Source organism: Peribacillus frigoritolerans, assembly GCF_040250305.1.
Lineage (GTDB): Bacteria > Bacillota > Bacilli > Bacillales > DSM-1321 > Peribacillus.
The window spans coordinates 5264051-5288110 of record NZ_CP158190.1 but is presented as its reverse complement, the minus strand read 5'-3'; the positions used below and the strand labels follow the sequence as shown (position 1 = coordinate 5288110).

The following is a 24060-nucleotide window of genomic DNA, read 5'->3' as shown; positions in this document are numbered from 1 at the left end:
TAAATGGGATGGTTAGGAAACGTATTAAGAAGAAATAGCGAATTAGAATCATTATTTGATTTGGATTTAATGGATGAAACCAGCCATCGAACATATTTAAAAAAGATGGCTTTGGAGATTTGCGTCAACTTCATCGGTCGTACCATAAGCCAATCTGACTTCCGGGTTATGGAGGGGGACAAGCGCCAGCATAATGATTGGCATTATCTTTTAAATGTAAGGCCGAACACAGATCAAAGTGCTGCGGACTTTTGGCAAAGCTTTATCTACAAATTGATTGATGAAAATGAAGTACTAGTTGTTTTGACGGATGACAATAATTTGCTTATAGCTGACTATTTTGTCAGGGATGAATATGCTGTGTATCCAGACAAATTTAAAGACGTAACCGTTAAGGATTATACGCTCAAACGATCATTCCAAATGGACGAGGTTATTTATCTAACTTATAACAATGAGAAACTTTCAAAATTCATGGAAGGGATGTTTGATGATTATGCTGATTTGTTCAGTCGGATGATTGAAATCAGCATGAGGAATAATCAAATTCGGGGAACAGTTGGAATTGATTCAAGTCAAGCCCTGGATGAAAAGAACACAAATAAACTGCAGAATTTCATTGATAAGTTATTTAAATCGTTTAAGGTAAATTCCATTGCTCTAGTCCCTAAGCTAAAAGGTTTTGAATACAACGAAGTATCAAAAGGCGATGTGAAGGTGCAATCCATTGAAGAATTAACCAAGTTAAAACGGTCTGTTATTGATGATGTAGCCAATGTGTTAGGTATTCCCAATGCTTTAATTCATGGTGAATTATCTGATTATGAAACATCTATTAAGGCTTATGTAAGGTTCTGTAATAACCCAATCGTCAAGAAAATACAGGATGAATTAAATGCAAAATTAGTTACCAAAGAAGATTTTTTAAAAGGGTCCCGGATAGATGTGTTTGGGTTAACAGAAAGGGATTTAATAGAAAATGCCGAGGCAGTTGATAAATTAGTGGCCTCTGGAGCGTTTACCAGAAACGAGGTGAGGGAGTTGTTTGGCAAGGAACGATCAGACAATCCAGAATTAGATGAATTTGTTATTACGAAAAACTACCAGGCTGCGGGTCCTGTTGAAGGAGGTGAGACTAAGTGACGAAAAAAATTCAAGCAATCCCTTATAAGTTTTTGAACCAAACCAATGGAGAAGAGCATGAAATGATTATTTCAGGTGTGATTGGTAAAAGTGGATGGTTTTATACGGCCACAAGTGCAGAAGATGTTCGAAATGCTTTAGCTGAAATTACTGCCTCAACTGTGCGAATTAAATTAAATAGCGGTGGCGGCGATGCTGATCAAGGGGTTGAAATTTACAATTACTTAAAAGACCTAGATAAACATATCGTTGTGGAAGTGACATCGTTGGCTGCATCTGCCGCATCAATTATCGCTATGGGTGCGGATGAAGTGATCATGCGTACAGGATCTAGAATGATGATTCATGAAGCGGCAACCTTAGCATATGGAACTAAACAAGATATCAAGAAAACTCTTAATGCTCTTGAGACTTACGACGAATCAATCATATCCATCTATCAACAGAAGACGGAAAAGAGTCGTGAGGAAATTGCAAAGCTGATCGAGGCTGAAACTTGGATGACGGCTGAACAAGCTGTTAAGGATGGTTTCGCTGACAAAGTGGAATATGAACCTAAAGATGATTCAAAAGAAGTCATTACTGACGAACAATTACAAGATATCATTAATGCAGTTACCAACAATTTAAAACAAAATAATAACCAAAACAATGAACCTTTTCCCCCTGTCCCATCTGAGCGCGAGCCAGTTAAGACAAAACGTAAAGGGTTCATTTTTTAATTAAAGGGAGGAAACCAGAATGACTATGAAATTAAAAGGTAAAATGGAGAACTTTGAAGCAAAGAAAGCAGCTTACATGAACTTGGTGAAAGCAGAAGAGCAAGATGCGGAAAAGCTTGCTTTGGCATGGGATGAAATGCAATCTGCGCTTGCTGAAGACTTGACCGAAAAAATCACTACTCAGGTACGCACGCAACAAATGGATGCTCAGATTCTTACCGCCCGCGGCCAAAACGTCCTTACATCAGAAGAAAGAAAATTCTTCAATGAGGTTATTTCTAGTGAAGGCTTTGCTGAGGAATCAATCCTTCCTGTAACGACTCAAGAAAGAATTTTTGAAGACTTGGTGCAAGAACATCCTTTATTGGATGCAATCGGCCTGCAGGACTTAGGAGCTGTCACACGCTTTATCACGTCTGACCCAACAAAAGCCTATGCGTGGGGTAAATTGTTTGGAGAAATTAAAGGACAAGTCAGTGCCGCCTTCAGTGAAGAACAAATCGGCCAACTGAAACTTACTGCCTTTGCCGTCATTCCAAAGGATATGCTTGAACTTGGACCAGAGTGGGTTGAGCGTTACGTCCGTAACCTGTTAGTGGAATCTTACTCTGTTGGCCTTGAATACGGTTTAGTAAACGGCCGAGGACCTTCTCAAAATGAACCTGTTGGCATAATGAAAGATGTTGCTGAGAATGGGGCGGTGACAACTAAAACTACTTCTGGCACTTTGACATTTGCTCCTTCTCAGTATGGAGAGATCATTGCAGGTGAATTGCATGATGTCATTAAAGCATTATCAACAAATGAGGAAGGCAAGGCGCGTAAGGTGCTCAACAAGATTGTAATGGTAGTAAATCCTATCGATGCAATTAGTGTTGAAGCTAGAAACACCATCCAGACAGCAAATGGTCAATGGGTTACAGCTTTACCTTATAACATTCAAGTTGTAGAGTCAGAAGAAATTCCGGTTGGCCAAACTTTATTCTTTGTGAAAGGTCAATATCTAGCTGCTGTTGCCGGGGGTTACAAAGCAAATAAATTTGATCAGACACTGGCAATCGAGGATGCTATGCTCTACACAATCAAGCAATTTGCGAATGGTAAACCAAAGGATAATAAAGCTGCATTGGTCTATGATCTGGATATTTCGTTTGCACCTGCACCAGCTGGCGTTTGATTGGAGTGAGGTAAATGGAGGTTGTAACATCTGACCTATTGGAAGAGTTTAAAGAGCGCATGCATATTTCCCATTCGAGTGAGGACGACAATTTAAAAAGATTGTTGTCCTTTTCTATTTCTGCGATAAAAAGCAGTTGTGGAGAGTTTGATATTAATGGTGAAAAGGATACTGATAAAAGAGCGAAGGAACTTGTATTTGAACGTACCCGTTATGCTTACAATGATGCTCTTGAGTATTTTGATGACAATTTCTTAAGTCAGATAACAAGCTTAGGGATTTCTTTGATACCGGAGAGTGATACAGATGCAACCATTTAAATATAAACCACCAAGGGTTAATACAGGGGATTTACGCACACCCATATATTTTTATAAGTATGTAGCAAATGAAGGACCTGAACCTGGTGAGTCTGAAAAAGAAATTCTCTATCAGGCATGGGCCAAGATTGATAATGTTTGGATGAAAGATTTGGAGATTGCTAAAGCAAATGGAACCCTATCTGATATCACCATTACGATACGAGATCCGCAAGCAGATTATATCCCTAATAATAAGCATTATCTTTCTATCGATGCTCTTGAATACCGCGACAAGCGGTATAACGTTAAACACGTTCAACCTGACTTACAGAACAAAGGATTTATCACGATTGTGGCAGGGATAAAAGAATGAGTGTGAAAATTTCAGGAGAAAAGAAATTGATTGCTGAAATAGAAAAACGTTACGGACAATTGAAGGTGCAGCAATTAAGCGATATGGCTCTAAAAAAAGGAGCCGAGGTTTTTGTCAGGGAACTAAAGAGTCAGTTTGAATCCTTCAAGGATACAGGTGCGACAATCGATGAAATGACTATTTCCGAACCAATGTGGGTGAATGGTTCCCGTACTATAAAGATTCATTGGAAAGGCCCTAAAGATCGATACAGGATTATCCACTTGAATGAATTTGGCACAGTGAAGAATCCCAATCCACAAGGTAAGGGAGCAATAGCCAGGGCTATGAGAAATGCCGAGAAGGAATATCGTGACACCATAAAAAGGGTGATAAAGGAGGGGATTTAATGGATGTATTAGGGATGGTATATAACCAACTAATTGCTGACCCATTTATTATGGAGAAGGCAGCAGGAAGGATTAAATTTTATGATTTTCCTGAAACCAGCAGCGTGACAATGGCTCCAAATATCATCATAGATCCATTAGATGTCCCTCTTCCTAAAGACTTCGCAGATGATACCTGGCTGACATATGACTGCCTTTATCAAATTGAAGTGTGGTCAAAGAATAGAACCGCGACAAGAGAATTATCTGAACAGATCAGTAAAGTCATGTGGGAATTTGGTTTTCATCAACGTCCAGGTGTGGATGAATGGGATGAAGATACAGGTATTTACCGCGATGCCAGAAGGTACCGAGGAAAATTATACAGAGAAGACTTAGACACTTTATAATGTGTCTTTTTTTATATCATAAAAGGAGTGATTAGGAATGGCAGTAGAAAAAAATTACAGAGCAACAACCGGGGTTGACGAATTTCATTATGCGACATTGACTGAAACAGGCATTGAGATAACTTCAATGGAACCTGAGCGAGTGAAGTTCCTTCAAGAAATAACGATTGAAATGCCACAAGAAGCAGTTAGGGCTTACGGTGATAATACAACAGCTGAAATTGCAGTATCAAACGGAAATATCAGTGTTACATCAGCCTTTCACAAAGTGCCAGTTGAGGATAAGAAAGTATTGTTTGGATTGGAATCAACTGTGGATGGTCTATATTCATACGGTCCAAACGATTTCCCTCCATATGTAGCCTGTGTATTTGCCAAAACATATCAAGATGGATCAACGGAATGGGTAGGCCTACCGAAAGGGATTTTTATGCGTCCTAACATTTCTAGTAAAACGAAAGAAGATAGCGTAGAGTTTCAAAATGAAGAAGTTACTGCAGAATTCATGGACAGGGATGTGGAAGGGTTTGAAGATCCTAAATCTGTACTTTTCGGTATGGATAAAAAAGGCGAAACTACAAGCCGTGATGCCCTCTTCCAAGCTATCTTTGGAAAAGCTTATCCTGGTACTGGCGCACCGGCGGGGGTGTAATAAATGAGTGAAAAAAAGAAATATCAAGCCACAGTTGATTTTAAAGACCTTCAGGACAAGGGTAAGATATATCGTAAAGGGGATTCATTTCCTAAACCGGGTAATAAAAAGGTTGAGGAAGAGCGATTAGAGGAATTATTGTCCTCTGATAATAAGATGGGAAAACCAGTCATCAAAGAAATCTAAGAGTGGGAAAAATGCCTGCTCTTTTTTAGTAGAAGGCTCTGTTAAGTTGTTGATTTTCTTGATGAACTAACGGGGCAGAATAGTTCCATAAAAAAATGATGCCGCAGGAACCCTGTTATTGAAGTAAATCCCTTTTAGTTGCAAAGGAAAAAGCTACAACAATGAAAGCTATGATCTGGAAAAATAAACCACTTGATTGAAATCTGCAGAACCGTCTATTCATATCAAAATAAATTATTATTTTAATCGGTGATTTTTAACTGTTATGTTAATAATCAGTATTATGTAAAATAGGAAAGCGAAATATATTGTGTTTAATGATGTCAGTTTATGTTGTTTAATGTAGATTGAAATATAGAATAAATATGAACCCTATTTGTTGCAAAAAAGTTCACTCTATATTTTAAGTTAGATACTACCTTCGTTAATTATTAATTACTATAATTTATCTTATTTTTCTTGAGTTATTATATTATTATTTATCACTTAATATTTTTATTGTATGTTTAAACGTGGTTTTAAAGAAATAGAAGAGGGAGGATATGTAATTTTAATATCAGACAATAATTCCAGGTAAATCCTATCGGGAGATGGGAACTTCTAAAATCAGGAGAGTGAACATGTCAAATTCTTTATTTATCGAAAAAGGCTTAGATAAGGAATGGGCAGAATTGATATTATATGCCCGAGAGTTAGGTATATCTATTGATGAAATTAGAGAATTCTTAAATCGTTCGCAATCTGCGGGACCTGAATAAGGTCTTTTTTTATTCCATCCCTCTAACTTATTGCACAATTTGTGTCAACTCTAAATAAATCGTTAGTTCATTAAAAGTGCACTTAAGAAAACCACTTATAGTAGGTGGTCTTCTTTTATTTGTTCAAAAATCAACGATAATCTTTAACAAAGCCTATAAGAAAAGGAGATGTTTTAGAATGGCTAATTTAAAACGTAACATGATCGAATTGGTGAAAGAAGTAAAAGAAGGGGAAATCGTCACAGAAAAACACCTAACTCCAATATTTATCCCTTTTTCAGTAGTATATGAGGCTGTGGATCTTACACAAGAAATGGAGAAGAGTGAAAAAGAAAAAAATGCGTCATCTGAAAAGGAAATGATCGATAAACTACTGGAATTTGTAGCCAACAAGATTTATAACAAACAATTTACAAAAGAAGATCTATTTAATGGTCTGCATGCACCTGATGCTATTCAAACACTTCAAGAACAAATTATCTTTGTGGCTCAAGGACGTCAGACCGATGAAACAAAAAAGTTTTTGGCGAAGAAAGGTTAAAGGATGAGGACTTTTCTCCAGCCAAACAAAAGGAATATATGGACAAGGTCATCCTTGAAAATGTGAAAAATGGGAAGGACATCAATGAAGTGTTAAGCATGCCATTTCACTTTCTAATTGAAATCCTCAGCGAACAAAATAAGCCAAGACAGGAAAAGTCCCTAATTGCCGCATTCGGAGGATAGGGCTTTTTTTTGGCATGTGAAGGGAGGGTGATTAATGGAGAAAATTGAAGGATTGTCAATAGGGCTAGATTTAGACACTCTTAATCTAAATAGTGGTCTTACAGATTTACGTTCAAAAATGAAATTAGTTTCTTCTGAGATGAAAGCCAATCTCTCAGTGTTCGATCGTGCGGACAAATCAGTGGTAAAGTACCAAACAACACTCGATGGCTTAAATAAAAAAATTGAATTACAAAGAAGAATAACAGAAAAAGCACAAGTGGCTTATAGAAAAGCTGTAGAGGAATTTGGTGAAGGCAGTAAGGAAGCAGATAAAGCAGCGAAATCTTATAATCACCAATCAGCAGCGTTACAAAGTTTGCAACGTAATATCGAACGCACAACCGGCGAACTAAAAGATTTACAAGAAGAACAACGTATCGCAAGTAGTGGATGGACAAAGTTTGGTGATTCTGCAGAGAAAGCAGGATCAAAATTAACTAGTATTGGAAGTGGATTGAAGGACCTTGGTAAATCTATGTCTTTGTATATTACAGCACCTATTGCTGGTCTGGGAGTAGCAGCCCTTAATACAGCTAAAGAATTTGAAGCGCAAATGTCCAAAGTAGCTGCAATTTCAGGAGCAACTGCAGAGGAAGTAATAAAACTTAAAGATGCTGCGTTAGAACTAGGTGCCTCCACAAGTAAATCTGCAAGTGAAGTCGCGGCCGGTCAAGAAAGTTTGGCTGCAATGGGTTTCACTGTGGAGGAAATATTAGGTTCTATGCCTGGTGTAATTAGTGCAGCCGAAGCATCGGGTTCCGATATGGCTCAAACTGCGGATGTCATGGCTTCTTCATTAAATATATTCGGATTGGAAGCCTCAGAAGCAAGTAAGGTTGCGGATATTTTAGCACAAACCGCCAATCAATCTGCAGCTGATCTCACAGATATGCAATATGCTCTGAAGTACGCCGGTCCACCCGCGGCAGCACTGGGCATCAGTTTGGAGGAGTTATCTGGTTCTATTGGTATTCTTACCAATGCTGGTATGGAAGGCGAACAGGCAGGAACCACTTTGCGAGGTGCCTTACTTGCACTCTTAAATCCATCAGAAGCAAATAGCAAAATGATGGAAACAATGGGAATCTCCATAACGGATGCTGAGGGTAATTTTGTAGGACTATCTCAACTAGTGGAGAATCTTTCCGGTTCAATGGAAGGTCAAACAGAGACACAGAAGGCCGCAACCCTTGCAAGCCTTGTCGGTACAGAGGCAGTTTCAGGAATGCTTTCTCTTATGAAAGCTGGTCCGGATGAAATAGATAAGATGACCAAAGCACTTGAAAACAGTGGGGGAGCATCAGCAGAAGCCTCAGCTATAATGAGGGATAATTTAAAAGGGGCATTAGACGAACTCCAGGGATCTTTAGAATCCGCGGGCATAGAAATCGGGACCATTCTTACTCCTACAATTAAAAAACTATCAGAATTTACACAAGGACTAGTTCAAAAATTTCTAGATCTTACACCAGCTACTCAAAAAATGACCGTTGTTTTTGGTTTACTGTTAGCCGGTTTAGGACCATTGCTTCTTATAGGTGGGTTATTCATTGGCTTCTTAGGAAGTTTTCTAACAGGACTTAATACAATTTTCCCGGCCATCGCAAAAGCAGGAGGATTGCTTAACTGGTTAAGGTTAGGTTTGGTAGCATTGACGGGGCCAGTTGGAATAGTCATTGGGGTTTTAGCTTTGCTGGGTACATCACTTTATCTTCTGTGGACTCGTTCTGAAACTTTTCGAAATGGAGTAATTTCTGGATGGAATGCTATAAAGTCAGCAGCAGTTTCTGTCTATGGTTTTATAAAGCCGTATATCATGGAAGCACTATCTTCCATCACTTCATTTGGAGGCCAAAAACTAGCTGAATTCAAGAAGTTTTGGGATGAAAATGGCGCACAAATAGTGGATGGATTAAAGTATTATCTTTCTCTCATATGGACCAATATACAAGTCGTTTTTGGCTTAATTAAGGGTCTTTTCCAAATTTTTTGGCCAATCTTAGTTGGGATAGTGAAAATTGCATGGTCGAGCTTGAAGTTAGTGATCAATAATGGGCTTACCTTAATTTTAGGAATAATCCGTACAATTCTAGCTTTAATTCGTGGCGATTGGGACGGAGCCTGGAAGGCCATTAAGAAAACAGCCCTTGGAATCATGAAAAATATCATTGGTTTCTTTAAAGATATTGATTTAAGAAGTACCGGAAAAGCTATTATCAACGGATTAATAGATGGTATAGGTAGTATGGCCGGAGCTTTGGCGAAAAAGGTTAATAGTTTAACTGACGGAATCAACTGGGTTATGGGTAAAATAGGGATTGATTTTGAGATTCCCGATTGGAACCCAACTGGTGGTGGATCATCAAGCGGTGTAAACAAAAGAGGTGGCCCTGCAAAATACGCAAAAGGGACTCCGTTCCATCCTGGAGGTCCAGCCATTTTAGGTGATGGTTTAGGTCCAGAACTTTTCCGAACACCAGATGGTTTTGTGGGATTATCACCAGGAAGAGCCACATTAATGAACATTCCTAGAGGGACAGAGGTTTTACCTTACCAGCAAAGTAAACAGCTTTTAAAAGCAGGATTGCCTGCCTATAAAAAAGGTGTGAAAGGGGAAGGCTCAAAAGGGAATATCCTAAGCCAAACAGTTTCCAAAGTAAAAGATATAGGACTTGATGTATGGAGTTATATATCTGACCCTAAAAAGCTTATGGGAAAAGTATTTGAAAAGTTTGGTGTTTTCTTTTCTGGGTTTAGTGGTGCGTTAGGAAAACTCGGAAGTGGAACATTGGATTTTCTCAAAGATAAATCCACAGGTATTGTTAAGAATAAAATGGAGGATTTGATAGGTTCAGGTGGAAGTGCGGCACCTGTTGGCAGTGGAGTTGAAAGATGGCGTGGAACTGTCATGAAGGCTTTAGGAATGAACGGTCTTCCTGTAACTGAAGCTTATATTAACGCATGGTTAAGGCAAATCAAGTCTGAATCGGGCGGTAATGAAAAAGCTATCCAATCAACAGCTGTAAAAGATGTCAATTATTACTCTGGAAATTTGGCTCGTGGACTCGTCCAGGTAATCCCACCAACATTTAGGGCCTATGCATTCCCAGGTCACAAGAACCAAATGAACGGCTTAGACAGCTTGCTTGCAGGTATGAACTACGCTAAATCACGTTATGGCTCAAGCATGCTTAAATATGTGGGTCATGGCCATGGATATGAAACAGGCGGGTTGATTAATAATGCTGGCATGTATGAATTAGCAGAGGGTGGATGGCCAGAGTTTGTTATCCCTACTGATCCGAGTAAGCGAACAGACGCGATGAAGCTATTGGCTTTAGCAGGAAAGAAAATTGACAGTGGAAATAAGCGACCTAATCAATTGCCGAATGTACGTGGAGGTAGTAGCAACGATTCAGTCATGAGCCAATTATTAAATGCGACATTACGGCAAAATGAAATTCTTTCTAAAGAGATAGCTAATTTATTGAGGATTATTTCGGAAAAAACAGGAGACATTTATCTTGGCAAAGACCAGGTCGGACGGGTGCTTGATAATCGCAGTACGAATGTATTAAAAAGTAAATCTTTTAACATGGGGGTTAGGTGATGGGAGAGTATGACTTGATAATCGATTATGGAAACGGTGAACAGAAATTGAGTGAGTTATTACCAAAAGTAAATCTCCTATCAATTAGCCCACCTGCACCCATCGTCGAAAGGGATGTCCAGTCCATACCAGGCAAAAGTGGATTAGTCCAAACAAACCATAAAAAAGTAGTCTACAAGGAAAGGGCAATACCTGTAAAACTGCTTATAAAATCAGTAATCCCTCAACAATTTTATTTGTGGAGAAGTGAAGTTTATAGATTATTGGTAAGAGATGAACCTTATTATATTTCCAATACATTTGAGCCATATAAAAGATGGTTAGTCACATGTGATGGAAATTTTTCGATTGAAAAGGAAGAGCGATACAACCATAAGGAATTTCAAGTTGAGTTCACATGTCTTTCTGGTGTGGCGGAGTCCAAATATAATACTGAGTCTGCTTACAATTTAAGCAAGGAGCGATTTGGCATTGGAATGAACATTCCTAACGAAGATCTTGTCTATCTTTTCGAGGATAGTAATGCCCAAATCCCTTATCAATTCAGGGTTTATAACGGGGGAGATATTCGTTTATACACCACGGAACATGACTTTGAGGTGGAATTGACCCTTACAGGAAAAGATGTGAAGATCAGCAACAGAAATACTGGGGAGTATTTAATCATCAATGAGACTTTAACAAATGCGCAGGTCGTTATTTTTCGCCAATACATCACTGTGAATGGGAAAATCGCAAAGACAACAGGGCGTTTTCCTTCACTACTCCCTGGCTACAATCTCATGGAAGTATCCGGAGCTAGTCAGAAAAGCATCAAATTTAACACAAGGTTTTATTATAAGTAGGTGATGGAATGATTAAAGGGATTGATGTATCGCATTGGCAAGGTTCAATTAATTGGGGACTTGTTGCGGCAGATGGTGTGAAGTTTGCTTTTATTAAGGCAACACAGGGTACCACTTATATTGATTCAACTTTTAAAACGAATATCTCTAATGCTAAGAAAAACGGCTTAAAAGTGGGTGCCTATCACTTCGCCAATTTCAAGTCCAATTCTGAGGCATTAGCTGAAGCGAAATTCTTTTTAAATACCGTCAAAGATTTTGAAATGGATTTACCCCTGGTATTGGATATTGAAACGGATTCAGGCAATATTGGAAAATCAGCTTTGACAGCAGCTGCCAGAACTTTTCTTGAATATCTAATATCTCAAGGAAGAAAAGTGATGATATACACTTATCTTTCTTTCTACAAAAATAGTATCGATGCCAGTGGTTACCCTCTATGGATTGCAAGATACACAACAGCATCAGACCCAGATATTACTGGCTGGACCGTTTGGCAATACACACAAGAAGGAAAAGTTAATGGAATAACAGGAAATGTGGATGTGAATCGAGCGATCGATTCTTTTTTTGATAATCTGGATACTTCTACCCCTACACCTGAACCACCAATATTGGATACGCCTAATTTGGAAGTCACAGGCGATACAACATATGAAGTGGTAAAGGATGTATTCTTGAATCAAATATTTGTGGAAAACAAAACTACAGGGGAACGTGTTGAAATTGTGGACGTAGTCCCTACCATAAGTGATGGGTTGAATGGAAAAAAGGAATTGTCCTTTACCATTAGTCGAACCGAGGAAAACCAAGTGGAATATGACATGTTGGTCAATGACAACATCATCGTTATTGATGAAAAGAGGTTTAAGGCTCAGAGATATTTCATTTTAGACATAGATTCAGATAATATAGCTTTTACGAAAACCATAACTGCTTCACATACGTATGTGGCAAGGCTCGTTAACAATATGGTGAACACATCCAAAACGGGAACATTGAAACTTACGGAGGTTTTAGATATAGCTTTAAAAGGAAGTGGGTTTAGTTATGTATTGGATGCCTCTGCAAAAACCATAGAAGCAGTAGAACAGGAGAATTTTGGGGAACAAAATTCCCAAACGTTAATGGACGAAATCGTTGAAGATTATAAGATTGAATTGGATGTAGACAATACCAAAATATATGTCTATAAACAAATGGGTAAGAAAGTGAATTATTTATTAGACACTCGGTATAATGTAGCTGGATTGCAAATTTCTTCATCCACTCGAAACAGCACCACAAGGGCATGGGGATATGGAAAGCAGGATGATAAAGGGAAGTATCTATTTGATCCTGTTTTATATGTTCACCCTGAAGAGAAGAATTATCTATTGGATGGATTTCCCCGGTATGCTGATGATATTAGAGATGATAGGTTCACTAAAGAAAGTAGTATAAAAACTGCTTTAGAAAACTTGGTCAATCCCTATCCTGAAGTAACAGTAAATGTAGACTTGGCCATTTTTTATGACCCGAGACTTGAAGGGTTTGAAGAGGTTTTCTTTAAGGGAGATACCATAAGTATGATTGCTGACACTGGTGGCGGTGGGACATACCAGGATGAACTTAGTATCATTGACATAAAGTACAATCCTCTTGATCAGTACAGCAAACCAGAATTGAACTTTTCTAACTTTCGGAAAGATATCTATGATATGCAGGTGGATGACAAGATACAAATCAAAAGGCAATCGAAATACATCCGAAATACATCGAGTGGGATTAGAAACAGCTTACCCCAACAAATCATGTTGATCTTACGATTTGATGGGACGAAATGGACCATTAAATCAAGCAATCTATCATCAGCGAGTGTCTCTGTTCAAGGGGATGCTCTTTTTGTATTGACCGGTGGAGTTTCTGTTAACACCATATCCATCGTAATCAACGAAGATATATTACTTAAAGGAAATGGTTTTGATACGGGAACCGATTACGAGACAGCGGACAATGCTATAAAGATTAACCTATTAAAAGATAGGGTAATTGTAACTCCTGAAACCAATATACCAACAGGCGCGCAAATTACCGTTTCCGCCTATCTACAGTAAGGAGTGTGAGAAATGTCCTTTAATTTAATTAAAAATTATGATCCTACTAAAAATGCAAAATTACTTGCTGAATTGGATCAAAATGCTAGGTATACAGAAAGTGCCCTAAATCAATTATTAGGGGAGATTAGAACCCATGTCCTAACCAAAAAAGCGCATGATGCCCGAGACATTTTCTTTGATGATGACTCGGTATACAACCGAATCGTTAACACCAATAAACGTATCAATAATTTAATTTTGAACACGGCTGAACTAGCAGAAGTTGTGGATGGCCGTCTTGATACGGAAGGAGAGCTTCATCCATTATTAAAAGACCGTTTAGATAAGGAATACAATAAATTAAAGAACCGGATTGACCGAGTAGTAAATGTTAAAGACTTTGGTGCTGTCGGTGACGGTGTAACGGATGATTCTGAAGCCTTTAAGAGGGCATTAGGAAATGGACGGGTAAGGCTGCTTGTCCCGGCAGGTACCTATATTGTCAGAGGGTTAAAGCTGCCTTCCTGGACCTATTTAATTGGTGACGGAAAAGGGTTAACAATTCTAAAATTACACGAAGAAACACCTGCCGGCGAATGGGTCATCACAAATAATGATTACCTTAACGGAAATAGAAATATATTCATCCAAGGCCTGTCATTGGATTGGAATCCAGACAGGCAAGGTGGAGTCGGAGCTGTCGGTGGACAGAAGTCCAGCTGCTTAACCTTAGCCAAAGTAAGTTATGGATGGATTAAGGATGTAGAGGCTATTAATGCCGGATTGCATGGAATTGATATCACAGCTCCACAATACAACCATGCTGCTGATACTGCCTATACAAAGGACGGCTGCCGTTACATCTGGATTGATAATTGCTTGAGCTATGGCTATGGGGATGATGGCATAACGACCCACTATAGCGAGTTTGTTTTTATCAGCAATAGTTTCTGTCTTAATCCATCAGGGAAAGCGCATGAGGATGGGGTGTCCAATTCGAACGGTATAGAAATTGACGATGGTTCTAAACATGTATGGGTGACAAATAACTTTACTTCCGAGAATATTCGAGGGGTAGAAGTCAAAGCTCATACAGATTGGCCAGCATCCCAGGACGTCCACATTATTGGGCATATTTCTTATAAAGATTGTCGCTCTTATGATTTCCGTCATATAGGGCACCATGAAGCGAATGATCCGATTTCCACAACTGCCTTTGATGTCACAGTCACGGATTGCACAGCTTTGGAACCTGTTTTCAATGGACTATATGCAGACCTGTCACCGAGAGCCCTGGTAGTGTCTGCTTATCGAAATGTTACCATCAATGGTTTTACTGCAATCGGGGATCCTACTTATGACTACAAGAACAACCCGGTGATTGCCATTCAATATAAGACTCGGAACATTAGCCTAAATAGTATTAATATTCGTGGATTCAAAAAGGCAAGCACCGATATAGCGCTTATTGGCGGAGATCAGAAAACTGACAATATCAATATCAGTAACGTACAAATATTCAACTCAGCACCAGAAGGCATGGGTATTGGTAGTGCCATTTACACGGTGAATCTCTCCAATATTTCCATGATCAACGATGGGTCCGGAACAAATGGACTTGGATCCGTCAATTCACAGAACAGCATCATTGGTGTGTATGCGGAGGGATACGCGAATGCAGCCGTAATTGCGGGGATTGCTTACAAAACGTTTGTCCCTAACAACATATCAAAAGGAACAAGGGTGGCTTCCTCTAGTGGTCAAGTTTTAACGGAAACTTCTTTTATTGCAGCATCAACATCAGACTGCAAGGCTTCCGGTAATAAAACGGCCGTCATTGCCTCTTCCAGTTCTGAGGCTGCCGGGGAAGGAAGTACCATTATTGCTTCATCTGGCGGTTCTAAAACAGAAGGTGGCCGGGATGCTATCATCGGTTCCAATAACTCCAAGACTTCTGGAGTGGATGAAAACGGTAAAATTATCATGGCAAGTAATGCTGTTTTAAATAATAACAATTACAGTGTTCGGGGTGGTTATGGGGACAGTGCGAGTCCAACTGCAGCTAATACGAAATGGGAATTGGACTCCATGAATGGGAATATTAAAGGGGCAGGCAGTATTACAGGATCCTCTTCTTTTTCCGATTATGCGGAGTATTTCGAGTCTGTGGATGGAAAAGCAATCAAGTCCGGAACGATTGTCACGTTGGAAAATGAAAAAATCAAAGCTGCTGTTGAGGGAGATCATATGCTGGGTGTCATTTCCGAAACGGCTGGTGTGGTTCTTGGGGAAATGACCTTCCATTGGAAAAACCGATATATCCTTAATGAATTTGGTGGATTAATTTATGAGGAACGAACTATCGATATTATCAATGATGATACTGGAGAAGTAACCCAAGAAGTCCGAATGATGCCTAAAGAAAATCCTGAATGGGTAGACGGGGACTATTTATCAAGAGAAGAACGCCCTGAGTGGAATATCGTTGGGCTTTTAGGACAAGTTTATGTTCGAATAGATAACACTGTGGAAGCAGGAGATTATCTAAAACCACATGAGGGGATTGCTACACGTTCGGAAGATTTCGGTCAAGGCTGGAGAGCCATGAAAATTACGACTAAATATGACCCGGATAAGGGTTATGGAATAGCTTTATGTTTTATCCGTTAAGGGCTGGTTTTCCAGTCCTTTTCACTTTGTTTTAGAAAGGTAGGGGTATTATGGTAAATGAAATTTTTAAAAGTGGTTCCATTAATGCCAATGTAGCTGCAACATCCAGCATGTATAAGACCTCCATTAAATTCACTACACAAGACAATGGTACAGCAAAGCTTATTTTTAATATAACTAAAGATGGTGGCCCTTTGCCTTTAAGTACAGCAGCCACAGCGAAGATCTTTCTTCGCATGGCCGATGGAAGTGTATTTGAAAAAGTTGGGACAATTACGGACCGGATTAATGGACAAGTTGAACATATCTTGAAGGAAGAACTCAATCATCCAGGCAACGTAGAAGGCAACCTAAATGTGTATTTTTCTAATGGTCAGTCCATGACAATCTGCAAATTTTCTTTCTTTATTGAAAAGACATTGAAGGACCAGAATATTGTTCCCCTTGCTGAGTATTATGTGAAAGATTTTGAATCTCTAAGACAATTACTAGAAGGGAATTTGGAAGAATCTGCAGTTGAATATAATGCTAAAGTAGATACTATTATTCAAGCAGTAAAGGGGCAGCAAACAGAAGTTAATTCAATGGCAGCAGCAATAAGAGATCAAAGAAATCGTTTGGACGCTGAGACAGCTGAGAGCATTTCAGCCCAAGTAATGGAATCATCCAGACAAACAGAAACTATTGAGTATGGATTGTCCGTTCTAAAAGGAAATAATAAGGCTCCAGTTGATATTGAAATCGAAGGCCGAACGCTTGTTAACATGTCCAACAGTAATCTGACTGGTGATAAAAAATATGTATTGGCCGACAAGAAAACAAAAGTAATCGTTGATAATAATGTGATTTCAGGTGTAGGTAAATTTACTAAGAATAACACATTTACTCGAAAGGCGAACTTTGTAGGGAAAACAACCAACAACACAACAGGAAACCCGCATTTTGCGAAGAGTAATTCAACTAAAACAGATACAGTATTGGTTACCCCGAATTCTAGTTCATTGGGTGAATATGTTGCCGGTTACTCAAATATTAGCACTTTAGGAAACGGTGTGGCTACAATAACCACGACGGCCAATTTAAGTATTGCTCAAACTGTATTTTCCTTTGACCTTATAGAAGAGATAGAACGAAACATGGGTATTATCCCAGGGGCGACACGAGCAGCAAAAACCCAATGGATAAAAGATAATCTTTCTTCTTATACTCTTAATTGGCATGGGTTTGGGTCGGGCCCGAACGGAAACAAAGTGACGTTGACACGTTGGGCAGCGCAAACGAGTTCTTATTTTTCGTCAGCAACTTCAACTAATGCGTCAGTTACAAAATTGTCAACAGGTTCGGCAAACGGGAATGAAATTGACGCTGACGGTTATGTCCATTTCTTAGCCTATGCCGAACCATCAAACGGGACGATTGCGTCAGTGGTTAACACTGATTTTGTCGAATTGCAAATAGACCTTAAACCAACAGCACAACTAGATACAAGGCCGGCAATTGTAAAGGTTGCAAACTTTGAAGGTAAAGTTTCGGGTAGTACGGTGGAAAGTCCCCATGTCTCCAAATATCGTTTCAATAGTGCTTTACAAACTCCAACACAATTCGTACTTGAATTAACAAACGCATCGGGTCCGACTGATTACGGAAGAATGACACTATTAGGCGATGCCCCTACTGTTAATATTGGCGGTGGTACTAGTGGAGATATGGCACAACAATTGTTTGCATTTGATATTATTGCGGAAGTTGAACGTAAAATAGGGAGAATTCCTGCTTCAACCACAGCGCTAAAGGTTTCGTGGTTACGAGCTAACTTTAAAGAGTTGCGTTTTGCCTGGTATGGTTTTGGTACTTCCCCAACGGGAAATAAGGCGACATTAAGAATGTGGGGCAACGGGACATATTTCGTAACAAGTATGACTCATACTTCTGCAGCTCCGCAGAAACTTTCTATCTCTACTCAATTATCGATAGGGATTGCGGATGATGGATATGCTTACTTTACAGTACATGCTGAACCTTCCAGTGGTGCGATTCCATCTGCAATAATGACTGATTATGCCGAACTTGAATTAGAAATGAAACCAACTGCAGACTTCCAAGACCCAATTATCCCGTTATATGAAGTTGACGATTCCGAGTATAAAAAAATCTTGGTTGAATGGGACGAGGCGAAGGTATTAGAACGTTACCCAGCAGTACAAGGCGTCCAACATATTCAAAATCCTTATGTAATTGCAGAAGGTGACAATATTATCCCTCCATTCTATGAGTGGACGATACATTCAAATGCGAGGATCATTAGCCCATATTCATTAGAGTTGGTGGCAACAAGCCCCTATAATAATAGCTATGTCAAAGTGAATGTTATACCTGGCCAAACCTATACATTATCAGCAACAAACAGTGGGAGGTTGACCGTGCGCAGGGACTCTATGGACAACGGGGCAACATTAGTGTTTATTGACTTCCAAACTATACAACCGCAATCGAAATCGTTTGTTATTCCTTCAGACGTTAAAGAGATTTGGATTAGGTACGATAACTATGTTGGGTCAACTTTAGGAACGTACAACGTTTCCAATCCGATGTTAACACTTGGCAATGTCGAAAGGCCGTTTGTCCCACGTAACCCATCATACTTATTCGCCCAAACAAAGCTAGGACAAATTGAAACGAATAAGGATAGGTTATTCAAACAAGATGGTGCTTGGAAAGTCCAAAAACTAGTTGAAAAAGACGTTTTTATAGATGGTTCTTTAAACTTTAATAACACCACGTCCGCACAAAACCAAACGGGTTACAAAGAAGTTGGAGTTAATTACTTCCTAAATTCCAATGTTAAAGATAACAACCCTAGTATTATGTATAATTTTTTAGGTCAGAAAATGACCCAAAGTGGGACTATGATTGAAAACGCATATTATATTTGGTCTGGTAATGGTGGTTCTTTATACATCCGAACAAGTAATGTTTTGACTGGTTTCGGGCAAGCGTACTTGCCTTTGCGTGATGAGTGGAAAGCCTATTTTAACGGATGGCAAGCAAAAACCGTCGACGGAGCTGGGAAGCCTACAGCATGGCGTTCACTCGGAAATGGAACGGATGCGCCAACACAAACATTGGCCTATGTATCAGCGAATATGGCCCCAGGATTCACGCCCTATAAATTATCTTATTTGTTGGTAACTCCTAAGGTTGAAGACGTATCAGATAAGGTCGAGGGAGATATTACAGTAAGTGGATTGACACAAATAGAAGTTGGATCCGGTGTTATTGTTAGGGAGAAGGCAATTATCACAACCTATCAAACCAACAAATTTATAAACGCTGAAATTATAGGGAAATTAAATAATAGGTCAAATAAAATTATGGCGATTTATAAAAATGGCGTGAGGGATAATAAATGGTTCTTGGATATTTTGCAATCTTACCCTAATAAAGAGGTTGTGTTAGGCTCGAGATATGCCCGTATTGACGAAAAAGATTTCGATGCTACAGCCGAATATACAGTAACCTATCAAGTGCAAGACAAAAACCTGTTCACAGTGACGCCATACAACGTGAAAGCAACTTTTGCCAAGAACATCCGGAACGCTCTTGATGATACCGTACAAAGAGTTGAAGACAATACCACAAATATTAGTGGTTTAATACAATCTATGACGGAGTTCTATAAACGTTTGAAAGCCTTAGGGGGGTGATTAAATGGAGCCAATGGATGTAATGCGGGAATTCTTGATTAATAAAGGGGTTTCCCCGGAGGAATTGGATAAGGTTGTGGAACCAAAGGTTATTAAAGACTTGGGTAACTCGCTTGTATCGACTTTTCAAAGCACTGATCAGCTGGGAGTGCTGGTTATGTCTCTGTTTTTGCAAATGAACGATTTAGCGATGATGGTTATGCAACAACAAATCGAATTGGAGGCGTTGAAGAATGCTTAATTTATACCGTTATATGATTGAAAACAATATGAAAAAACTAAAAGATGTCCCTAAACCTTATCAAGGAATGCTGATTGAAGAAGGATACCTATTAGAAGAAACTACATCAGAAGTATAACCAGCCGTTCACAAACTGTGGGCGGCTTTTATTATGCAAAAACATCCTAGACATACAGAGATAGAGAGAATTTTATGTTAAAGGGGGTTGTGGACATTGGAGGAGATGGACATGCCACAACGGTTAGAGAATCATGAGCAGCGTATAGCGAAATTAGAAAGGAACTATGGCGAAGTTATTAAGGAAATAACAATCATCAAGCAGGGCCAGGATCAGATTGAAAAAACAGTATTGCAAGCGTCAAGTTCCCAAAAAGATATCTTGGTTTCACAAAATCAAACTATGCTGCAGCATTTACTTACTCTTAATCAAAAGCAAGAAGAAGTAAAAGGACAGGTTCAATTAACCAAAATCGCAGCAGAAAAGGATGTCAAAGTAGCAAAGTTATCAAAGCAAGAGAAGATTATCGTAGCTTTACTTTCTGCTCCAGGGCTATTGTTAGCTGCATTTGAATATATACCGAAAATCTTAAATTCGTTTGGAGGATAAAATAATGGATAACGAAGTCATGCAACAAGTATTAATTTTTACGACTATATTGGCACCAATCGTAGCAGCAATGGTTCAAGTGGTTAAACAGACGGTTACCTTACCAAACAACGTATTGCCAGTCTTAAGCTTGGTAATCGGGCTGGGAGTAGGCTCAGTTGCTTTTCCATTCACAGAAATGGATATTGTATTAAGGTTATGGGCCGGGGCATTTGCTGGTCTTGGTGGAACCGGACTTTATGAGTTAGTTGCCAAAAGAGAAGGAACTTCAAAATAAGCTGCCCAATAGGTGGCTTTTTATTATGAATTTAAATTAAAAGGAGACGATGAGAAATGACAGTATCATTGCAAACTTTATTAGATCGGTCAATTAAAAATATGGGTTCTGGTATTCACTCAATTGTGAAAGCCTCGGCATTAGAAATGATTAAACGTGCCTATAAAGAAGGTATTTACGCTCAAATCAGCGCTGGCCATCGCTCAATGGAAGAACAAGCTGCACTATATGGTCAAGGTCGACTATATTATAGCTACCGTGGTAAAAATTATAGCAATCTTGCCAAACCAAAGGTGACCAACGCAAAGCCAGGACAGTCTTTCCATAACTTTGGTGTAGCAATTGACTATTTCCTTGTAAGTAATGACGGAAAAACAGCATTGTGGACTATTAATACAAAATGGAGACGAGTTGCAGCTATTGGTAAAGAATTAGGTTTTACATGGGGTGGAGATTGGTCCGGCTTTAAAGATTATCCTCACTTGGAAATGACGGGGGGATTATCCTATTCACAGATGCAATCAGGTAAAAGGCCAAGTCTTTCATTGAAATTTAAAACAGAAACTGAAACCATTGTTACTGTTCCTCCAAAGACTGAGGTTGCTTCAGAGATAACTAAGGAACCATCTAAGAAAAAAGGGGACGAAACAATCAGATCCATTCAAAAAACGTTAAACAGCCGTTATGATGCAGAGATAGTTGTGGACGGAATTAATGGTCCGGAAATCCAAACTGCACTTATCAAAGCGTTACAAATGGAACTTAATAAACAATTCAACAAAAAGCTTGTTGTGGATGGGATATGGGGGGCTAAAACTAAGGCTGCCGTTGTTACTGTCCAAAAGGGTGCAAAAGGCAATCTTACTTGGATCCTACAGGCTGCACTTTATTTGGAAGGATTTAACCTTGGATCACTTGATTCAAACTTCGGAAAAGGGACAGAATCAGCAATATCTAAATTCCAAAAAGCTAAAAGGATAACTGCGGATAAGAAGGCTGGAAAAGCCACTTTCACTAAATTGTTTGCTGAATAGCAATAAGCCCTTATTCGTATTGAGTAAGGGCTATTTTTTGTTAAATGTTTATGTGCAAGGGGGAATCCAATGAATAATCTCAAATTTTTTGTCCACAATAATTACTAGATGTTTAGCCTTTAGCAAAAATGGTGTAGGAGACATGTAAAATGACACAGAAACGACAATATCAGCAAGCTATCAATGCGGCTCAACAAGCACGACAGGCTGTTCAATCAGCTCAAGGTAATGCAGATCCACAACAATTCCAACAGGCACAGCAACAGCTTGAACAAGCTCAACAGCAACTTCAACAAGTTCAACAGTCTTGGTTCCTGTAGGATGAATATTAAGAAAAAGAACGGAGAAAATAAAATTACGGTACTATCCCCACGCTCTACCTCCATCTTTCAAAGCCCTCCTCTTAGTGAGTAGGCTTTTTTTGTGTGTTGGATGAATAAAAGTTAATTAAATGAATACACTTTAAATAATCCTTTTTAAACACCATCAAAAAAACCTTTCTCTTAATTAAGAGGGTTTTTTGTTATGTAGAATGAATACAAAAGAATAATATGTATACCATAAGTTTACACCTTGTTTTTGAATGCGATAAATTGAAAAGCCCTTACTCGCTTTGAGTAGGGGCATTTTTTATTTATAGCTGTGTTTCAAGTACATTCACTTAATTAGTGCATATGATAATTTTATTAATTGTGAAGGGTTGAGAAAAATGTACTATATTCCTTATATCCATCCTTATCAATATCAAAATCCTTATTATGTTAATGTACCAATGTATAACTATGTAAGAAATCATGATTATTGGTGTGTTAATAATGCTAACCAATTGGGTTTTTTACAATCATCAAACGGAAGAAATAATATTGAGGTAAAAGATTATGGACCAAAACCATTTGTAGTGAATATCAATGAGGCTACGAAACAAAACACTACCTACCGTACCGCTTTATGGACAGGGAAACATTTGCAAGTTACATTGATGAGTCTTAAAGTTGGTGAAGATATAGGTTTAGAAATTCACCCTAACGTTGACCAATTTTTACGTGTTGAACAAGGTCAAGGGGTTGTTCAAATGGGTAATAGACAGGATAATTTAAACTTTGTAAAAAACGTCTATGATGATTATGCAATAATGATACCTGCTGGCACATGGCATAATTTAACCAATACAGGTAATGTTCCGCTAAAACTTTACTCGATATATGCACCTCCTCACCATCCATTTGGTACTGTTCATGTTACCAAGGCAGATGCATTGGCTGCGGAAGAAGGGCAGCGGTTGTGGCAATAGATCATCCCTAAAAAATACTCTTCTCCATAATCGGGGAAGGAATTTTTTTTTGACTCCAACAAGAACATTCGTTCGTGTATAATGGATGTAGAGGAGGAAACTTTCTGATGAGTACAATTCGTGATAGAGGGCTTGTTAAATGGCAAGCAGCATTGATTATGCCAGAACATAAAGCCTTAAATAAAAAAATAGGTGAGGTTGATTATTTCTTAAATAAACAGCCAGTCCTTGATGAATACCAGGTTGAAGAATTTGAAAACAACATTCATTATGCTATGGAATATCATTTACCGATAAGTTTCAGATTGCATAATAAGGGAAATCCAAAAGAATTGCATGGTTATTGTGGGTACATTCATCCTGTCACGAAAGAGTTACGCATTCAAAAGAAAGATAGTTCCTTTAAGTACATTCAATTTAGTGATATCGTTAGTGTAATCGTTAAGGATTAATAAAAGCCCTTACTCGCTTTGAGTAGGGGCTTATTTTTGTTTTATAACGGCCTCATATTTTTGGACTAACCTTCTTAACTAACTCCGTAATATCAATATCCTCATTATAAATCACCTCATGTTTATCCAGTAAGGGATTTGTGGTGGATCACTTATATTTCCGAATATTTTTTTCCCCTTTTTCTTTAGGATTCGCTGAACAAATAAAAAAAGAGACCACTCATATAATAGCCTCATTTCGTGCCCTATGGACTCACACCCGTTAGTTTACGTAGAAATCTTAATATATTAATTAACATAAATATCATTTTCCCTTTAAATTAGAAGATTATAGTGTAAACGGGTTTAGAAATTAAATTAAATGGGTAATTGTGCTTTTGGTATATATAAAA

General features: G+C 38.7%; 25 protein-coding genes. All 25 read left to right on the top strand.

The window, feature by feature from the left end; translation table 11 throughout:
• The first annotated feature begins 3 nt into the window (after positions 1 to 3).
• The 25 genes from ABOA58_RS26205 to ABOA58_RS26085 all read left to right on the top strand — a co-directional run bounded on the left by ABOA58_RS26205 (position 4) and on the right by ABOA58_RS26085 (position 23668).
• Complete coding sequence (locus tag ABOA58_RS26205) at positions 4 to 1143, top strand: phage portal protein (protein WP_350300604.1); 1140 nt, start codon at positions 4 to 6, stop codon at positions 1141 to 1143.
• Positions 1140 to 1865 carry a head maturation protease, ClpP-related gene (locus ABOA58_RS26200; RefSeq protein WP_350300603.1) on the top strand — a complete coding sequence of 242 codons (726 nt, stop codon included), beginning with the start codon at positions 1140 to 1142 and terminating at the stop codon, positions 1863 to 1865. The genes ABOA58_RS26205 and ABOA58_RS26200 overlap by 4 nt, the downstream gene beginning before the upstream one ends.
• Positions 1866 to 1884: 19 nt before the next feature.
• Complete coding sequence (locus ABOA58_RS26195; RefSeq protein WP_350300602.1) at positions 1885 to 3042, top strand: phage major capsid protein; 1158 nt, start codon at positions 1885 to 1887, stop codon at positions 3040 to 3042.
• 14 nt (positions 3043 to 3056) lie between these two features.
• Positions 3057 to 3362, top strand: coding sequence for a phage gp6-like head-tail connector protein (locus ABOA58_RS26190; protein WP_350300601.1), 306 nt, complete (start codon positions 3057 to 3059; stop codon positions 3360 to 3362).
• A complete protein-coding gene (locus tag ABOA58_RS26185) occupies positions 3349 to 3717 on the top strand; it encodes a phage head completion protein (protein WP_350300600.1) in 369 nt (122 codons plus the stop codon). The genes ABOA58_RS26190 and ABOA58_RS26185 overlap by 14 nt, the downstream gene beginning before the upstream one ends.
• Positions 3714 to 4106, top strand: coding sequence for a hypothetical protein (locus ABOA58_RS26180; RefSeq protein ID WP_350300599.1), 393 nt, complete (start codon positions 3714 to 3716; stop codon positions 4104 to 4106). Before ABOA58_RS26185 ends, ABOA58_RS26180 begins: the two co-directional genes overlap by 4 nt.
• Entirely contained in the window at positions 4106 to 4495 is a 390-nt protein-coding gene (locus ABOA58_RS26175; RefSeq protein WP_350300598.1) for a hypothetical protein, read from the top strand. The genes ABOA58_RS26180 and ABOA58_RS26175 overlap by 1 nt, the downstream gene beginning before the upstream one ends.
• Before the next feature lie 37 nt (positions 4496 to 4532).
• Positions 4533 to 5147: a major tail protein gene (locus ABOA58_RS26170; RefSeq protein WP_350300597.1), complete on the top strand. Its 615-nt coding sequence runs from the start codon at positions 4533 to 4535 to the stop codon at positions 5145 to 5147.
• A gap of 3 nt (positions 5148 to 5150) precedes the next feature.
• Entirely contained in the window at positions 5151 to 5333 is a 183-nt protein-coding gene (locus tag ABOA58_RS26165) for a hypothetical protein (protein WP_350300596.1), read from the top strand.
• Positions 5334 to 5953: 620 nt separating this feature from the next.
• Positions 5954 to 6091 carry an anti-repressor SinI family protein gene (locus ABOA58_RS26160; RefSeq protein ID WP_350300595.1) on the top strand — a complete coding sequence of 46 codons (138 nt, stop codon included), beginning with the start codon at positions 5954 to 5956 and terminating at the stop codon, positions 6089 to 6091.
• A gap of 178 nt (positions 6092 to 6269) precedes the next feature.
• Entirely contained in the window at positions 6270 to 6632 is a 363-nt protein-coding gene (gene gpG / locus ABOA58_RS26155; RefSeq protein WP_350300594.1) for a phage tail assembly chaperone G, read from the top strand.
• A 38-nt stretch (positions 6633 to 6670) separates the two neighbouring features.
• Complete coding sequence (gene gpGT, locus ABOA58_RS26150) at positions 6671 to 6817, top strand: phage tail assembly chaperone GT (RefSeq protein WP_350300593.1); 147 nt, start codon at positions 6671 to 6673, stop codon at positions 6815 to 6817.
• Between the two features lie 34 nt (positions 6818 to 6851).
• Positions 6852 to 10469, top strand: a complete 3618-nt coding sequence (locus tag ABOA58_RS26145) for a phage tail tape measure protein (protein ID WP_350300592.1) — start codon at positions 6852 to 6854, stop codon at positions 10467 to 10469.
• Positions 10469 to 11314, top strand: a complete 846-nt coding sequence (locus ABOA58_RS26140; protein WP_350300591.1) for a phage tail domain-containing protein — start codon at positions 10469 to 10471, stop codon at positions 11312 to 11314. Before ABOA58_RS26145 ends, ABOA58_RS26140 begins: the two co-directional genes overlap by 1 nt.
• 8 nt (positions 11315 to 11322) lie before the next feature.
• Complete coding sequence (locus tag ABOA58_RS26135; protein ID WP_350300590.1) at positions 11323 to 13410, top strand: phage tail spike protein; 2088 nt, start codon at positions 11323 to 11325, stop codon at positions 13408 to 13410.
• 12 nt (positions 13411 to 13422) lie between these two features.
• Positions 13423 to 16062: a peptidase G2 autoproteolytic cleavage domain-containing protein gene (locus tag ABOA58_RS26130; RefSeq protein WP_350300589.1), complete on the top strand. Its 2640-nt coding sequence runs from the start codon at positions 13423 to 13425 to the stop codon at positions 16060 to 16062.
• Positions 16063 to 16112: 50 nt separating this feature from the next.
• Positions 16113 to 19766, top strand: a complete 3654-nt coding sequence (locus tag ABOA58_RS26125) for a BppU family phage baseplate upper protein (RefSeq protein WP_350300588.1) — start codon at positions 16113 to 16115, stop codon at positions 19764 to 19766.
• A 4-nt stretch (positions 19767 to 19770) separates the two neighbouring features.
• Positions 19771 to 20007, top strand: a complete 237-nt coding sequence (locus tag ABOA58_RS26120; RefSeq protein ID WP_350300587.1) for a hypothetical protein — start codon at positions 19771 to 19773, stop codon at positions 20005 to 20007.
• Positions 20000 to 20125 carry a hypothetical protein gene (locus tag ABOA58_RS26115; RefSeq protein ID WP_350300586.1) on the top strand — a complete coding sequence of 42 codons (126 nt, stop codon included), beginning with the start codon at positions 20000 to 20002 and terminating at the stop codon, positions 20123 to 20125. The genes ABOA58_RS26120 and ABOA58_RS26115 overlap by 8 nt, the downstream gene beginning before the upstream one ends.
• 96 nt (positions 20126 to 20221) lie before the next feature.
• Positions 20222 to 20614: a hypothetical protein gene (locus tag ABOA58_RS26110; RefSeq protein ID WP_350300585.1), complete on the top strand. Its 393-nt coding sequence runs from the start codon at positions 20222 to 20224 to the stop codon at positions 20612 to 20614.
• Between the two features lie 19 nt (positions 20615 to 20633).
• A complete protein-coding gene (locus ABOA58_RS26105; RefSeq protein WP_350302977.1) occupies positions 20634 to 20891 on the top strand; it encodes a holin in 258 nt (85 codons plus the stop codon).
• Positions 20892 to 20947: 56 nt separating this feature from the next.
• Positions 20948 to 21925, top strand: a complete 978-nt coding sequence (locus ABOA58_RS26100; protein WP_350300584.1) for a peptidoglycan-binding protein — start codon at positions 20948 to 20950, stop codon at positions 21923 to 21925.
• A 149-nt stretch (positions 21926 to 22074) separates the two neighbouring features.
• Positions 22075 to 22245, top strand: coding sequence for a hypothetical protein (locus tag ABOA58_RS26095; RefSeq protein ID WP_350300583.1), 171 nt, complete (start codon positions 22075 to 22077; stop codon positions 22243 to 22245).
• 389 nt (positions 22246 to 22634) lie between these two features.
• Positions 22635 to 23216 (top strand): cupin domain-containing protein, encoded by a 582-nt coding sequence (locus ABOA58_RS26090; RefSeq protein WP_350300582.1) that lies wholly within the window; start codon positions 22635 to 22637, stop codon positions 23214 to 23216.
• 107 nt (positions 23217 to 23323) lie between these two features.
• Positions 23324 to 23668, top strand: coding sequence for a YolD-like family protein (locus ABOA58_RS26085; RefSeq protein WP_350300581.1), 345 nt, complete (start codon positions 23324 to 23326; stop codon positions 23666 to 23668).
• The last annotated feature ends 392 nt before the right edge of the window (positions 23669 to 24060 follow it).

What these genes read in the sequence shown, in the direction of transcription:
- ABOA58_RS26135 (WP_350300590.1), top strand. Translation starts at nt 11,323, where the DNA reads ATGATTAAAGGGATTGATGTATCGCATTGGCAAGGTTCAATTAATTGG.
- gpGT (WP_350300593.1), top strand. Translation starts at nt 6,671, where the DNA reads ATGGACAAGGTCATCCTTGAAAATGTGAAAAATGGGAAGGACATCAAT.
- ABOA58_RS26145 (WP_350300592.1), top strand. Translation starts at nt 6,852, where the DNA reads ATGGAGAAAATTGAAGGATTGTCAATAGGGCTAGATTTAGACACTCTT.
- ABOA58_RS26160 (WP_350300595.1), top strand. Translation starts at nt 5,954, where the DNA reads ATGTCAAATTCTTTATTTATCGAAAAAGGCTTAGATAAGGAATGGGCA.
- ABOA58_RS26105 (WP_350302977.1), top strand. Translation starts at nt 20,634, where the DNA reads ATGCAACAAGTATTAATTTTTACGACTATATTGGCACCAATCGTAGCA.
- ABOA58_RS26185 (WP_350300600.1), top strand. Translation starts at nt 3,349, where the DNA reads ATGCAACCATTTAAATATAAACCACCAAGGGTTAATACAGGGGATTTA.
- ABOA58_RS26130 (WP_350300589.1), top strand. Translation starts at nt 13,423, where the DNA reads ATGTCCTTTAATTTAATTAAAAATTATGATCCTACTAAAAATGCAAAA.
- ABOA58_RS26180 (WP_350300599.1), top strand. Translation starts at nt 3,714, where the DNA reads ATGAGTGTGAAAATTTCAGGAGAAAAGAAATTGATTGCTGAAATAGAA.
- ABOA58_RS26175 (WP_350300598.1), top strand. Translation starts at nt 4,106, where the DNA reads ATGGATGTATTAGGGATGGTATATAACCAACTAATTGCTGACCCATTT.
- gpG (WP_350300594.1), top strand. Translation starts at nt 6,270, where the DNA reads ATGGCTAATTTAAAACGTAACATGATCGAATTGGTGAAAGAAGTAAAA.
- ABOA58_RS26195 (WP_350300602.1), top strand. Translation starts at nt 1,885, where the DNA reads ATGACTATGAAATTAAAAGGTAAAATGGAGAACTTTGAAGCAAAGAAA.
- ABOA58_RS26095 (WP_350300583.1), top strand. Translation starts at nt 22,075, where the DNA reads ATGACACAGAAACGACAATATCAGCAAGCTATCAATGCGGCTCAACAA.
- ABOA58_RS26120 (WP_350300587.1), top strand. Translation starts at nt 19,771, where the DNA reads ATGGAGCCAATGGATGTAATGCGGGAATTCTTGATTAATAAAGGGGTT.
- ABOA58_RS26100 (WP_350300584.1), top strand. Translation starts at nt 20,948, where the DNA reads ATGACAGTATCATTGCAAACTTTATTAGATCGGTCAATTAAAAATATG.
- ABOA58_RS26170 (WP_350300597.1), top strand. Translation starts at nt 4,533, where the DNA reads ATGGCAGTAGAAAAAAATTACAGAGCAACAACCGGGGTTGACGAATTT.
- ABOA58_RS26090 (WP_350300582.1), top strand. Translation starts at nt 22,635, where the DNA reads ATGTACTATATTCCTTATATCCATCCTTATCAATATCAAAATCCTTAT.
- ABOA58_RS26140 (WP_350300591.1), top strand. Translation starts at nt 10,469, where the DNA reads ATGGGAGAGTATGACTTGATAATCGATTATGGAAACGGTGAACAGAAA.
- ABOA58_RS26165 (WP_350300596.1), top strand. Translation starts at nt 5,151, where the DNA reads ATGAGTGAAAAAAAGAAATATCAAGCCACAGTTGATTTTAAAGACCTT.
- ABOA58_RS26115 (WP_350300586.1), top strand. Translation starts at nt 20,000, where the DNA reads ATGCTTAATTTATACCGTTATATGATTGAAAACAATATGAAAAAACTA.
- ABOA58_RS26205 (WP_350300604.1), top strand. Translation starts at nt 4, where the DNA reads ATGGGATGGTTAGGAAACGTATTAAGAAGAAATAGCGAATTAGAATCA.
- ABOA58_RS26125 (WP_350300588.1), top strand. Translation starts at nt 16,113, where the DNA reads ATGGTAAATGAAATTTTTAAAAGTGGTTCCATTAATGCCAATGTAGCT.
- ABOA58_RS26190 (WP_350300601.1), top strand. Translation starts at nt 3,057, where the DNA reads ATGGAGGTTGTAACATCTGACCTATTGGAAGAGTTTAAAGAGCGCATG.
- ABOA58_RS26085 (WP_350300581.1), top strand. Translation starts at nt 23,324, where the DNA reads ATGAGTACAATTCGTGATAGAGGGCTTGTTAAATGGCAAGCAGCATTG.